A 14654-nucleotide genomic window follows, 5' to 3' on the forward strand; every position below is an offset into this window, starting at 1 on the left:
TAAATCATGAGTTCAATATGGACCAATTAATCAATACGCTAAAAAAAATCGAAAAACAAAACTATCGTGCCTACCAACAGATCAAAGGCCAGTACGACTTTAGCGATTTTACACTCCATATTGATCACGTTCAGGGCGACCCATACGCTTCAGCATCTCGCCTACGCGCGATCCGTCCTTGGTCGGTGACTGGGCTTAGTTGGTTGCAAGAGCAATCAACCGCTTATCAAGTGGGCGCTCGCGACTATATCGCTCGACGATTCGCTGAATTAGCTAAGCAAGATGCGGCCATTAGTATTGCGCTTACAGGCCAGACTGTAATAGATAGCACCGCCGTCATTTTCACACCACAAGGTATCGAAATTAGATTCCGCGTTAACCTTCCTGCTGAAGGCCGTTCCGTATTAGGCAAAAAATCAACGAACCTACTGACGTTCCATTTACCTAAATTCATTCGTCGTGCCACGATTGAACGAGAGCTTGATCTTGACGACCTAAAACGCCATTGCCAAGTTGTCGAAGACCAAGCGGCACTGCGTACTCAGCTTGCTGAAAACAACCTAGTTGCGTTTATTGGTAACGGCTCCGTACTACCACGCGTGGCTGGAAATTGCGATCTTCCGATGAAAGAAGCGGTCGCATTTGTTGCGCCTAGTTCGTTAGAAGTGACGCTACAAACTCCCAACCAAGGAGCGATTAAAGGCTTGGGTGTCCCGAAAGGCATTACGCTGATTGTGGGCGGTGGTTTCCACGGCAAATCGACCCTACTCAGTGCGATTGAGCGTTCTATTTACGACCACATTCCAGGCGATGGCCGAGAGATGATTGTCACTGATTGCAATGCCGTGAAAATCCGTGCGGAAGATGGTCGCTGTGTCCATAACCTCAATCTGTCTAATTACATCAACCACCTGCCTATGAATAAACAGACTGACAACTTCTCTACTCAAGATGCATCTGGCTCAACTTCGCAAGCTGCTTGGTTACAAGAATCCATTGAAGCTGGTGCGAGTAGTATTTTAATTGATGAAGATACGTCTGCGACTAACTTTATGATTCGAGATGAACGTATGCAGGCACTAGTGAGTAAAGGTGACGAACCGATTACTCCGTTGGTTGATCGCATTGGACAACTCAGAGACGAGCTGGATATTTCAACACTAATTGTTATGGGTGGATCGGGTGATTATCTCGATGTGGCTGATACTGTGATTCAAATGAGCGACTACCAACCTTTGGATGTCACTGAAAAAGCGCAACAGGTGGTTGTACAGCATCCAAGTCAGCGCGAAAATGAATCAGAGTCTAACCTTGCCACCTTCCCGCCACGCCAATTTAACTGTCCAGCATTACAAGCGCTGCTCGTTGACGGAAAATTCCGTGTTGCGGCAAAGGGAATTGATTCGCTACGGTTTGGTAAAGAGTACGCCGATCTATCAGCGCTGGAACAAATCGAATCAAGTAGTGAAGTGCATGCGATTGGTTGGCTGTGGTTTCAGTTTGCTCAGCAACCAGGATGGAGTCAAAACCCAGCCAAAGACTTTGCTAATTTACTCCATGATGAGTGGTTTTCGACGATGCCTAACTACGGTGACTTAGCCAAACCTCGCGTTGTTGACGTTTTAGCCGTTTTAAATCGTATGCGTAAGTCTCAATTTAAATCTGCGCTGTAAGTAGTAGACCGATCACCCTATCTAAAGGCACCGACAGGTGCCTTTATTTTTAAACTGGTTGATTTAACGTAAAACGTTCCACGCTTCACACAGAATTCGAAAACGCTCACTATTTCCAAACTCTCTATCAGGATGCCACTTTAATGCCAGTTTACGCCATGTTCGGCGTATTTCGCTTTGGCTAGAATCAAAGGGTAATTCAAACAACCGAAGCGCTTTTTCACGGTCCATATCCTTGCCATTGTGACTACCAACAAAGTGACGGTATTTAGACCAAAAGTCGTTCAGTAGTCGCTTCACCTCGCCTTCATCCGCTTCATAATTGTGCCATTGAATATAGTAGTCGCGTAAAGGATCTTGATGATCCACCTCGTGGCCAGAGGCATGATGTGACGACATCAAAACAATGTCCATTGCCGCGACTTGCAGCCAATTGTCGGGATAAAGAGTCTCCTGTAACTGATAAAGCGCGTTCATGATGAGGAAGTTACGTTTAAACAAATCTTTTTCAGGCAAAGGATCAAGCAAGGGGATATAGCCAAGATCACCCAAGTGAGACGCCAAAGTGTGCACTTTCCACCCACTGGGCTGCTTCCGTAGTACGTCTAAAATCGGCCACAACAGTGGGTTTTCCATGTACTGTTGAAATTGCGCTGTAACTTGCTGACCTTTTTCCATAAACCAACCTAACTGTTTTTATTTTACTTAAAGCTATTCGCCTTCATTTGTCGAGTCTTGGTCATGACAATTGTCGCCTGAGCCAAAAAAAAGAGCCGCAATTGCGGCTCCGATATCTAGATAACACCTAACTCTCTTAAACGTTCCATCAGGTAGCTGTCTGCGGTGTATCTCTCAGACAAGACCACTTGCGGCTTCGGATGCAGAAACAGTGGCAATGAGATACGTGATTGCTCCTGACGCGCGCCTGTCGGGTTAATCACTCGATGCGTTGTTGATGGGAAGTATCCGCCAGATGCCTCTTGTAGCATGTCACCGATATTGATAATCAGATTGCCGAAATCGCATGGGACATCAAGCCAGTCACCTTCTTTGCTCATCACTTGCAGACCAGGTTCATTTGACGCCGGCAGAACCGTCAGCAAATTAATATCTTCATGAGCCGCAGCTCGGATTGCGCCCGGCTCTTCACTGCCTGTCATTGGTGGATAGTGCAGTATACGTAACAAGGTTTTATCACTGTCTTTGATCATCTCTGATAATGCGACAGAGAACTTTTCTTGAACTTCTACCGGTGCATAGGCTTCAACCCAGCCCAATAGCTCTTCAGCGAACGCATTAGCACGTTGGTAATAATCTAAAATCTGTTCACGCAGTTCATCAGGAATCTGTCCCCAAGGGTAAACGTGAAAGTACTCTTTAATATCTTTAACCGAATGACCTTTCGCCACTTCCGACACAGAAGGTGGAAAATAACCATCTTGAGTTTCAACGTTAAAGTGAAACGCATTTTTACGTTCTGAAGTGAAAAATTGGTACCAGTTTTCATAGATAGATTCAACCAACTCCTTCGGTATAGGATGGTTCTTTAGTACACCAAATCCTGTCTCACGCAGTGATTTTACAAAGTGTTGCGCCGCATCAGGTGCACGATAATCAACGGTTTCCAGTTTCATGACTTTACTATTTTATTTGTTATTAGATTGGGCAAACGATTTTATGTGTGCCATTTTTATAAAGCAATCGTTACACTTGTAAACAAAGTCAAATGCATAAAGAGTGTGCAACGTCGTGTGTTTTCAACAATTATTGTGAATAAGTATAGCGCTTAAAATCTCACACCAATTGAACAATGTTTTATTAAATGCCATCATTAGCGCACTAAAATAACTAAGGATTGGTAACAGCTGATGAAACTTCCAAGAATACTGATGGTACTATCTCTACTCTATAGCATTGTTTTTCTGTTTAGTGTTATAGAACCCGTATCACGTGCTGTTTGGTTCGCGGAGATCATTCCCGTATTGATGATTTTTGGCCTGATTGTTTTTGCCTCAACGCGTTTTCGTTTTTCCAACACTGCCTATATTTTGATGTTCATTTGGCTCTGCTTGCATACCATAGGGGCTAAATACACTTTTGCAGAGGTACCTTTTGAGTGGTTTAACGATCTGATTGGTTCACAACGCAACAATTTTGACCGTCTAGCTCACTTCTCTATCGGTCTTTACGCGTACCCGATTTGCGAATATTTACTACGCCGCCATAACATCAAGCCGACAATTGCCTTCAGTTATGCCTTGTTCGCTCTGATGGCACTGGCCGCAGGCTATGAGATCATTGAATGGTGGTATGCAGAGCTTGCTGGCGGCGATGAAGGCATCGCTTTTTTAGGATCGCAAGGCGACATTTGGGATGCACAAAAAGACATGATGATGGATACGCTAGGCGCACTTACTTCGCTAGCCCTACTTGCGTTTCAGCAACGTGTATTCTCTTCAAGCCAGGTTAGATAAGGGTTAAAGCCTTTTGTAAACGGGATTTGAACAACCTGAGGAACATCATAACTATGTAAGTCGACAATCGTTTGTTCTAACTGTGGGTAACACGATTTTTTAGTTTTGATGATCATCAGTATCTCACTGTCACTACATACTTTCCCCTGCCAAACATAATGGCTTTGAATTGGCATGGTTTGTATACACGCAGCCAAGCCAAGGTGTAAAACCTTGGCGATGATCTCGTCACAGTTTGGCTGGCTATTGGTTGTGGTCAGCGTAATACAGTATTGTCCACTCATAATGATCCCTATTATTTAGCAATGATAACTGGGTAATCTTGTTCGATCAGCTCTTGCACAAAACTGGAACCTGCCCCTGTATAAGCGATCCACACTTTCTTCTTCGCCCGAGTAAGTGCTACGTAAAATAGTCGGCGCTCTTCAGCGTATGGGAAACGGTCGCTTGATTGGGTCAACGCATCACTGACATGCAACGCTTTCACTCGTGCAGGGAACTGGCCTTCGTCAACTCCGAGTACAATGACAAAATCGGCTTCTTTTCCTTTACAAGCGTGACATGTCATAAACTCGATTGATAATAGCGCAAACTGTTTTTGCCAATCAGCCAACAAGTCCGGACGGTGGTAATGGTTGCGACCAAGAAGAAGAACACTTTGAGTCGATTTTGCACTGCGGTTAAGCTGTTCTAGGACTTTCTCTACTCGACTTTGCGCTAACAGCGTCACCGCCTTATTCTTCTGCTCTTTATGGCTGTTGAGTGGTTTACTTAGCTGACGCGGGTTTTGTTGAACGAATCGATTCGCCACCTCACCAATGCGATTATTAAAACGATAAGTCGTATCAAGATAATGAATTGTTGAATGTGGGAAACGCGACGCAAAATCGGTAGTGAGATCGACATCAGATCCAGCAAACTGATAAATCGACTGCCAATCATCACCGACGGCGAATAACACACTGCTTTGTGATTGTTGGCATAACGCTTCAATCAAGGCTAAACGCTGAGGTGAGATATCCTGATATTCGTCTATCATGATGTATTGCCATGGAGAGACGAACTTACCACTTTCGACCAATTTCGTCGCTTTGGTGATCATCAAATTAAAATCTATATGCTGCTGCTCTTTAAGTTGCTGTTGCCAGGCTTGATAACATGGCCACACCAATGAGAGCTCGCTGTTTAAGCGAGTGTAGTCTGGGTGTTCTATTAACTGTTGTTGGAGATCTTTTTTCGTCATGCCCATGGCTGCAAGTTGAGAAAGTTGCTTTTCTAACCAAGCAATCAGTTTCGGATTCTCAACATGACTACCGAGTTCATCATCACCGGCTAAATAGGCAATCGGCCATTTATTGAGGTGTTTTTGCCAACGTTTAAAGTTAGTTGGTGTCATCCAATGTTTCTTTAGCCAATCAATGCACCAGTTAACGCGTTGATTATCTTCAAGTGCCAACGGAGATATCGTCACAGGCTCGTTTTCTATCTGATTGAGGATGTATAAGCCTAATTGATGAAAAGTGTTGACCTTCACTTTTTCTGCGCTCAAACCAACCTTATCATTGAGTCTTTGTTTCATCTCATTGGCCGCATCACGTCCGAAAGCGAGCAACAAGATTTGCTCTGGATGCGCTAAATGGCTTTGCAATAAATACGCAACCCGAGCCGTCAAAACACTGGTCTTGCCTGACCCTGCCCCAGCAAGAACAAGGTTATTATCGTCGTTAAGAAGCACAGCGCGCTTTTGACTGAGGTTAAGAGGGGACGACTCTATCTGCGAAAACAGGACCTGCCAATTTTCAAGCTCCGTTTCCATCCATTGCTGATTGCGTTGATGTAACTGTACATCTTGTTGGGTCATCCATGAATCAATTTGCGACATACGCTGCGGCATTCTTAACTGAGCATCTTCCAATGTCATCCTCATCTCACTCAAATTGTTTTTGACTTCATTTCGCCATTGTTCAAGTTTTGAGTGAGTTAAAAAAGCTGGTTGACGTTCAAACTGTGTCACCGCTTCTTCCCAGCGTGGAAGATACTTAAATAGTTGCTGGCATTGATTTTTATGCCATTGTTGATAACACGCTACGGCACTGCGAGCAAACTCACGACATTTATCCTGTGGTAAACCTTGGACCAACCACGCTCGCTGTTGCTCGTCATCACCATGATGAGAAAAAAACACCAATCCACCCCACAATAGCCCATGCTTAACTTGGATCTGCCCATTCCAAACATTAAACGGAATATGCTCTTCACTCGTTTCACAACCAATAATGAGGGAGTCTGACGCGATTTCTACTTGATAATATTCTTGCTGGATAAAAAACCGTGCAGTCTTGTTTGCTGATAGCTGCATTATTCGAATAAGCCTATAAATTACGTTGTCAGCATGATAACTGAAATGTTGCCTATTTTGCGTGTTCAGCGACAAATTTTGTCATCGTAATGTTGAGATAAACAGCCCGAAAACGAGAAAGCTTTTAAGTCAAGCTTAGGTGGGTTATTTTTCAAACAAACACTATGGTATCTTTATTTAGATCAGGGCGTTACCATATCAGCTCTGTTAATGTACACATTCTCTGTCGGTAATAAGTACAATTTAAGTGAAATATTTCAGTCAACTGCGCCACTTATGGGCCAATCAGACCATTAACTACAGCCTTCTCATCTTCGTGACCTTGCTGGGTGTGGTTATTCCTACTTGGTACCTTAATCTTAACACCTTGATCGTACCGCTTATTTTAGGTGTCATTGCCGCGGCGCTGTCCGAAAGTGACGAAAGTTTTACCGGACGCCTCAAGTCCCAGCTATTGACCTTGATTTGTTTTGCCATTGCCGCCTTCTCGATAGAAATTCTATTCGACACCCCATGGTTATTTGCTGTTGGCCTATTTTGCTCGACGTTCGCATTCATCATGCTCGGTGCAATCGGGCCACGCTATGCGAGTATTGCATTTGGTTCACTATTAATTGCTATTTATGCCATGCTCGGCGCCGACCAAAGCACTAACATTTGGTTTCAGCCACTGATGTTACTGGCCGGTGCCACTTGGTATTACTTAGTTTCGATGATTTGGTATTTAATTGCGCCTATGCAGCCCGTCCAACACAGTCTGGCTGGTGTTTTTGAGCACCTCGCCAACTACCTTGACTCGAAAAGTCAGTTGTTTTATCCCGTGGCCAATTTAACCCCTCAGCCTTATCGACTCGAAGAAGCTCGACTTAACGCAGCAACCGTTAGTGCATTAAACCAATGCAAAGCGACATTTTTAAGCCGTTCAAAACGTGGGCACGTTGATAGTGCCAGTGACCGCTTCCTCAATACCTATTTCTTAGCTCAAGATATTCATGAACGAATTAGTTCAACTCACTATCGTTATCAAGAACTTGCCGAGCATTTCGCTCGCACCGATGTCTTGTTCCGTTTCAAGCATCTACTTGAGTCTCAAGCAAAGTCATGTCGGCAAATCGCTGAAGCTATCCGACTAGGCAATGAGTACCAACACACTGGTGACTCGATTATCGCACTTGATGAGCTGCAAAACTCGCTGCAACACCTTCAGCAGCAGAATCAACCGTCATGGCGCTCATTATTGGCACAGCTCGGTTATCTGTTTAGCAACCTTGCGACAGTAGAAAAGCAACTAAGCAACGTCAACAATCCCGACATCAATAAACTTGAAGAGGGTATGTTAGATGATACTGAAGCTCATGGTCTTAAAGCCATGTGGCGACGTATTTCAGCCAATTTTAATCGCGATTCGATGTTATTTCGTCATGCAGTCAGGATGTCAATTGCACTCACCATCGGCTACGGCGTCATCCAAATGTTTGATATTGAACGTGGATACTGGATATTGTTGACGACACTGTTCGTTTGCCAACCCAACTACAGTGCCACGAGACAAAAACTGGTTGCCCGTGTTATTGGTACTTTTGCTGGCCTACTTGTTGGGGCGCCGCTGTTAGCGATACTGCCTTCTCAAGAAAGCCAGCTAGTTTTGATTGTGATATCAGGGGTCGCCTTTTTCGCTTTTCGCTTAGCCAACTACGGCTACGCCACGGGCTTCATCACTGTATTGGTGTTGTTTTGCTTTAGTCAATTAGGTGAAGGCTTTGACGTTATCTTGCCACGCATTGCTGATACTTTAATCGGCTGTGCCCTTGCCGTAGTTGCCGTTACCACCATTTTTCCCGACTGGCAGTCTAAGCGTTTGCATAAGGTCATGGCCGACGCCATTGCCGCTAATCAATCTTATTTAGCTCATATTATTGGCCAATATCGAATTGGTAAAAATGACAGTCTTAGTTATCGGATTGCTCGACGCAACGCTCATAACCAAGACGCCAATCTTACTTTGGCGATCAGCTCTATGCTTGCCGAACCAGGGCGCTATGTTTCGGCTATTGATGAAAGCTACCGCTTTCTAACGCTCAACCACGCATTGCTAAGTTATATATCAGCGCTAGGCGCACATAGGACCCAAATTGCTGATGACACTACTCACAAACTGATCTTGGATGCACACAGGGTTATCCATCAACACTTGGATATTCTATTTAACCAGTTAAATCAACATAGTGAAGAATGCAACACTTCAAGTATTAGTGACCCTGTCACTGAGACTCGTTTGGCAGAATGGCGTGATGATGATGACAGTTCCGTGCGTATGGTGCTGCAGCAGCTTCATCTAATCTATCGCATGCTTCCTGAGCTGCACTCGTTAGCCAGTAAGTTTGCAGTTCGCGTCAAACCGAATACTCAACAACCAAAATTGCGCTAGTCGACTCGGCTGTCACTTAACAGTTTTCGGACATAATCTGGACAGTATCCCGACACCACTCCATTCGTTTTCGTTTAGTCTATTTATTAATTAATAATATTGACAGGAACAAGATGATGAATGGACATGTCTCTTACCTGTATAAAAATGTAAGACAACCATTTAACGAGCGTATAGACATGACACCGCAACAGTTTGAATTGATGAAATCTCAGCTCAAGACACTGACTCCACAACAACTAAGAGCATTACAAGGTGTGATTAATAGCACACTCAACGGTACACAAAGCTCGCTCATCAGTGACGAAGAGATGCAAATGATTTCGAGTCTGTTTTCCTAGCACAACTTGCTCATAATGCAAACTGATCTTAAACTGTAAATAAGAGAGGTGTTGTATGTCAGTATCATCAATTCAATCCGGTTATCAGATTGTTGATATGTCATCGAAGATGGCGGAAGATGCTGCGGCTGAAATTCAGCGTCAGCAGCAATTGCAATCAATGCCGAAAGACAACAGCTATCAATTTAATCAAGTAGAATTTAAAGCGCCACTCCCTTCTGCTTCCGAAATAGATTCACTAACAAAGCTTTCTAGCGCTGAACGTTATAATCAAATCGGAACTAACGTTATTCAACGCGATCAAGAGATGATTGGATCCCTGCTCGATATCCACATTTAATCAGCGTAAATTGTTGCAGAACTTTAAGCAGTGGTTGAGTTCACGCCAAGTTCGGTTAGAATGCTGGCAAACTTATCGTGTTAACTTGTAATGCCGAAACTAAATATCTCACACCTATCGCGACACCCACTCTTAACCGCAAACGATAATGCCTCAACATTAGAACAAAAGCTCAGCCCAAAATTTCATAGCCCAACGCAGCGGTTAACGCCAAGCCCCTATATTTCCGATAAGGCCATTACAAAACGTTGGCAGAAGCTTAATTCCTACACAGACTCATCTCTGTTGCTTGATCAACAAACAAAGCTTCACGCACAAAGCTACAACAAAAACATTGAGCACTTTATCGGTACGGTCAAAGTACCCGTTGGCATTGCAGGACCACTACGCGTCAATGGTTTATATGCCAATAGTGATTATTTAGTGCCACTCGCCACGACTGAAGCGGCGTTAGTGGCCTCGTATAACCGTGGCGCTCAGTTGATCACCGCAGCAGGAGGCGCCAGTGCTATGCTGATCAATGAAGGTGTGACGCGCACTCCTGCATTCTTATTTGATAGTCTAATTGATGCCGGACAGTTTGTGGCTTGGGTGGTTGGGCAATATGATGCCTTTAAGCAGTTGGCTCAATCAACCACTTCGCACGGCAAGCTTCAAGACATCAATGTCAATATCGAAGGCAATCAGGTTTACTTGATATTTGAATACCACACTGGTGATGCGTCGGGGCAAAACATGGTCACCATTGCGACGAATGAAGTGTTTCAATACATTCTCGATCACTCGCCAATCGTACCGAGAGAAGCGTTTTTAGATGGCAATCTATCAGGCGATAAAAAAGCCAACGCCTATACATTACGGCATGTACGTGGCAGAAAAGTGACGGCTGAAGTGCAACTTTCAAAGCAGTTGGTCGAAAAATACCTTCACACCACACCAGAAAAGATGGTGCGCTTTGGTCAGGTGACGACGACAGGCGCGGCGCTAAGCGGCAGTATTGGCGTCAATGCCCATTATGCCAATGCCCTCGCTGCACTTTATATCGCATGTGGTCAAGATGCCGCTTGTGTTTCTGAGTCGGCAATAGGAATGACGCGTATGGAAATCGCGTCAAGCGGCGATCTTTATGCCAGCGTCACCTTGCCGAATTTAATGGTTGGTACGGTTGGTGGCGGAACAGGACTTCCCAGTCAAAAAGCGTGTTTAGATATTCTGGGCTTATATGGCAGTGGCAATGCGCAGGCTCTGGCTGAAGTGGCCGCGTCACTTTGTCTTGCCGGAGAGCTTTCCATCGTTGGTGCGTTTTGCGCCGGTCATTTTTCTCGCGCGCACCAAAAGCTCGCCAGGTAATATCGGCTGTGAATCAATGATCGACATGGCAATAGCGCTGCTTAAAATGAATCAGCGCTTTGTTAAGAGCCAGTTCTTTGATCGGTTTCACTATTACATAATCTGCACCCGCACGAAGAAACTCTTGTTTGGTTTCTTCCATTCCATCAGCAGTACAAGCGTAGATTGGAATAGCGAGATTGAGCTCATCACGAATAATTTCTGTTGCAGCAATGCCGCCCAAACTTGGCAATTGGTTATCCATCAGGATTAAGTCGACGTTAGGATCTTGCTGTAAATAGTCGATAGCGCTTAGTCCATCCTGAACCCAGGTCACTTTCATGCGATATTTTTCACAAAATGCTTTAGCGATAAAGGCATTAGTATGATTATCCTCGACCAATAAAACATTGACCGTTTGGTCAAATAACAAGTGAGGTTCAATAATTAAGCTATTTGATACTTCAATCAAGTCGCTATGGCTGGTGAGTTTTAGTGGCACGGTTACAATGAAATGAGTTCCTTTATTAACTGCACTGGTTAATGAAATTTGGCCACCAAGAATGGTCACTAAACTATGCACAATCGCCAACCCCAGACCACTACCGCCATATTCTCGTGTTGTCGTTGACTCTGCTTGAACAAATGGTTCAAAGATATCGTCTAAGCGATTTTGCTCGATACCGATCCCCGAATCTTTCACCTCAATGCTTAAGTCGCACTGCTGTTGAGAGGTTTCAGCACTGATCATGACTTCAATCTTCCCTTGATGGGTAAATTTCACTGCATTACTAACCAAATTAAAAATAATTTGGTTAAGTCGAACTTGGTCACTATGCACATAAAGATCGGAAAGATTTCTATGGGCAACGATGAATTCGACCCTTTTGTCATGACACAGCGGCTGAAATATTTTTTCAACGGCAACCGTTAACTCTAACAACTTAAAGGTTGAATGTTCTATATGAAACTTACCTTGCTCAATCTTAGAAAAATCTAGGATGTCGTTGAGTACAGCCAGAAGATGCTCGCCACTGTTGCACAATACGTCCATATGCTCTTTGTCTTGAGCGTTAGTCATGCGGTTTTTAAGTAACTGCGAAACCCCCAAGATTCCGTTGAGTGGTGTTCTTAATTCATGACTCATCTTCGCTAAGAAATCTGCACGAACGCGAGCGGTTTCTTCAGCTTGTAGGCGCGCTGCTTTACTCTGTTTTTGAGCCTCAACAAAGCTTGTTATATCTTGGCCCTGAGCCATCACCTGCTCGACCTTGCCATCACGGAGAATAGGGGAAATATTCCAACGGTAGGTAGATCCATTGATGGTAGTGTTAACACCAGTCAGGGTCGCCCCCTGAGAACATTTGTGGATGTGAGATTTAAGTTTAACGATAAGTTGCTCAGTGGCACATTCTGTGTGAAAACTACTTTCGCTCGCACGATTGAAACGTAATAATTCACCATTAATACTCCAAAGCGTAATTGGCGTAAGAGAATAATTAAACAGATCAGAGAATTGCTGCTCTTGCTCATTAAGTCGTTTAAGTGCGTGATGGAATGAGTGACCAAGTTGATCAAACTCTTTGATTTTTGCCCCATTAAAACGGGTAAGCTCACGCTGCTCGATAATCGAATCCGTGTATTCAATCAACTTATTCAATTCATTAGAAATGCGTTTTGCCAGCCAAACTCGTGTTATGAAGGCGATCGCAAACAACAATAAAATTGTCGCAACCACCCATAAATAGTGACTTCGCACAAAATCAACCACATTGGTATTATCTTGAATGGTATAGATCGACAAAAATGTCGGAACACCATCAATCACGATATCAGTGCGAGAGACCATGTAACGACTTGCATTCAGCGAATTTGAGTATTGCTCCAACCATTCGATATGCTGCATGTCTTTATTTTTTGTGCTGGTGGCAATCACCTGAGTTCCGACCGCAAGTAGAATCGCATCGGCATTCCCTCCTTGAAGCAAGGAGTTGATCAGCGCAAAGTTATTGTTGAGTACAACACCAATAAATAACATGCCAACCACTTCACCACTTTGTTGATCGATGACAGGAGCACGACGCAGCATCAAGTAGCGCATTCCTTGACTTGATGATACCTGCGAGATGTACCAATCGGATCCTATTGCCATTCCGGTTGACAATGTATCGAGTGCTTGGGGCGAGATACCATAAAAACCAACATTAGCATCATCCCAAACCAATTCTGAATCGCGTACGACGAAACGAAAGTCAGGAGAAAGACCAGATGAGACCTGATCGATCCCGTTAAAAAACCGATTCAGTGCAACATTCTCATCGTTGGTTAACGCTTTGAGTAGGTAAGTGTTACGACCATGGCTTTCTTGCTGGATCGCTAATGACTTTAAACGATGATTAAAGATTTCTTGAACTAGGCTTTGTGTCTGCTGTTTACTGCGCGCGATTTCTTGAGAGACAACTTCGCGATTGACCTGATAATTTTGCACCGCGATGACCACAATCAATACGGCAATAATAAGAAACACTGAACGTGTCAGTAATTCTGCTAAGTGGCGTTTTCGCTGGTGTCTATTAATCATGGTATACCGTTATTGATCCGAATAACGAAACGCACGTTGTTTCAACTGTTCTATCTTGCTATTACTGTCTTCGCTGGTGACTAACTCAAAATCTCCTGAATAGACTTGTGGAACATCTTTACCTTCGAGATCCCATTTTATCGCTTCAGCCATCGCAATACCCGTATCATCATTCATACGCATTGCAGTCACTTGTATGGCATCTGTTTTGATTGCGTCTAGCTCTGCCGTACCGCCTCCCCAACCGTTGAGTAGCACCTCTTCCCTGCCGAGTTCTTTTATTGCATCAACAGCGCCAAGCGCGACGTCAGTTGAGCAAGCGTAAAGAAAACTCAGTTCATCATCTTTGTTTAATGCTGACTTTGCGGCTTCATAACCGGACTGACGTGTTGCTTTAGTATAGAACGAAGAAGATAGCTGATAGCGGTCGTTATGACTCATCGCTTCGATAAACGTATCACCACGTGCATCACTGACATACCCTTCAGAAAAATAGAGTACCGAATATTTGCTTCCCTCTGGCGCTACACTCTTATAATAATCGTACAGAAGTTTTGTTCCTATTACATGGTCAAAGCCAACGTACATAAATGGTTGGCGTCCTTCCCATGCTCTGACTGGCGTGGTGATATTTTGTAAAATTAGTTTAGTCTCGGTAGCGCTGAGCACATGTTCAACAAACTTACGGTGCCGAGTCGTGTCCAAAGTAAAGATAAGGTAGTCAGTGTTATTTTGAACCGCATCAAGTAACGACAGGCTTTGCTGTCTAACATCCATATTTGGACGGGTAAACACTTGATTAATACTATAACGGATGCCGAGCTTATCGAGGCGAAGCTCAAACGCTTTGATATTGCGGACCCAATAGTCGGAGACTTGCTGACCGGGGTAGACCACCGAAATAGTGATTGGTTTTTCCTGTTTACCAATTAATGGTGTTGACAGCTCACGAACTGCCTCGCCAAGACGCTCGGTTAAGGTTTTTTGCTTAGGATGAGCATTAAGATAATCATCATATTGCCAGTAACCATTAAGAATTTGAGTCGTATGGGCAAAAGAAGCAGAAGAACAGAAAACAAGCAGCGACAAGAGATATTTTTTAGACATATTGAATTCTCATTAACTAACC

Annotated in this window: 12 protein-coding genes; 6 read left to right on the plus strand and 6 right to left on the minus strand. The window is 43.9% G+C overall.

Features of this window, described 5'->3' with window-relative positions:
• Positions 1-17 precede the first annotated feature (17 nt).
• On the plus strand, positions 18-1673 hold the full coding sequence (locus ViNHUV68_RS19070; RefSeq protein ID WP_391090719.1) for a P-loop domain-containing protein: 1656 nt from the start codon (positions 18-20) through the stop codon (positions 1671-1673).
• A gap of 63 nt (positions 1674-1736) precedes the next feature.
• Here ViNHUV68_RS19070 and ViNHUV68_RS19075 read toward each other — a convergent pair whose 3' ends face one another.
• On the minus strand, positions 1737-2351 hold the full coding sequence (locus ViNHUV68_RS19075; protein ID WP_391090721.1) for a DNA-J related domain-containing protein: 615 nt from the start codon (positions 2349-2351) through the stop codon (positions 1737-1739).
• A gap of 116 nt (positions 2352-2467) precedes the next feature.
• Positions 2468-3307, minus strand: a complete 840-nt coding sequence (locus ViNHUV68_RS19080; protein ID WP_038176621.1) for an isopenicillin N synthase family oxygenase — start codon at positions 3305-3307, stop codon at positions 2468-2470.
• A gap of 234 nt (positions 3308-3541) precedes the next feature.
• Between ViNHUV68_RS19080 and ViNHUV68_RS19085 the strand changes: the two genes are divergently transcribed.
• Positions 3542-4147, plus strand: a complete 606-nt coding sequence (locus ViNHUV68_RS19085; RefSeq protein ID WP_038176622.1) for a DUF2238 domain-containing protein — start codon at positions 3542-3544, stop codon at positions 4145-4147.
• On the opposite strand, the gene cutA is transcribed toward ViNHUV68_RS19085, so the two are convergent.
• Both cutA and helD read right to left on the minus strand, forming a co-directional pair.
• A complete protein-coding gene (gene cutA / locus ViNHUV68_RS19090) occupies positions 4111-4431 on the minus strand; it encodes a divalent-cation tolerance protein CutA (RefSeq protein WP_038176623.1) in 321 nt (106 codons plus the stop codon). The two genes, ViNHUV68_RS19085 and cutA, sit on opposite strands and share 37 nt — an antisense overlap.
• A gap of 11 nt (positions 4432-4442) precedes the next feature.
• A complete protein-coding gene (helD, locus tag ViNHUV68_RS19095) occupies positions 4443-6506 on the minus strand; it encodes a DNA helicase IV (protein ID WP_391090724.1) in 2064 nt (687 codons plus the stop codon).
• A gap of 247 nt (positions 6507-6753) precedes the next feature.
• Here helD and yccS point away from each other — a divergent pair, with 247 nt between their 5' ends.
• From yccS to ViNHUV68_RS19115, 4 genes are all read left to right on the plus strand, one after another.
• Positions 6754-8934, plus strand: coding sequence for a YccS family putative transporter (gene yccS / locus ViNHUV68_RS19100; protein WP_391090726.1), 2181 nt, complete (start codon positions 6754-6756; stop codon positions 8932-8934).
• Positions 8935-9047: 113 nt separating this feature from the next.
• Entirely contained in the window at positions 9048-9275 is a 228-nt protein-coding gene (locus tag ViNHUV68_RS19105; RefSeq protein WP_391091885.1) for a hypothetical protein, read from the plus strand.
• A 55-nt stretch (positions 9276-9330) separates the two neighbouring features.
• Positions 9331-9615: a hypothetical protein gene (locus ViNHUV68_RS19110; protein WP_391090728.1), complete on the plus strand. Its 285-nt coding sequence runs from the start codon at positions 9331-9333 to the stop codon at positions 9613-9615.
• A gap of 90 nt (positions 9616-9705) precedes the next feature.
• A complete protein-coding gene (locus ViNHUV68_RS19115; protein WP_391090731.1) occupies positions 9706-10965 on the plus strand; it encodes a hydroxymethylglutaryl-CoA reductase in 1260 nt (419 codons plus the stop codon).
• A 13-nt stretch (positions 10966-10978) separates the two neighbouring features.
• Here ViNHUV68_RS19115 and luxQ read toward each other — a convergent pair whose 3' ends face one another.
• Positions 10979-13525 (minus strand): quorum-sensing autoinducer 2 sensor kinase/phosphatase LuxQ, encoded by a 2547-nt coding sequence (gene luxQ, locus ViNHUV68_RS19120; RefSeq protein WP_391090733.1) that lies wholly within the window; start codon positions 13523-13525, stop codon positions 10979-10981.
• A 9-nt stretch (positions 13526-13534) separates the two neighbouring features.
• Positions 13535-14632 (minus strand): substrate-binding domain-containing protein, encoded by a 1098-nt coding sequence (locus ViNHUV68_RS19125; protein WP_391090735.1) that lies wholly within the window; start codon positions 14630-14632, stop codon positions 13535-13537.
• Positions 14633-14654 lie beyond the last annotated feature (22 nt).

This window comes from Vibrio sp. NH-UV-68, from assembly GCF_042940635.1.
GTDB lineage: Bacteria > Pseudomonadota > Gammaproteobacteria > Enterobacterales > Vibrionaceae > Vibrio > Vibrio pacinii.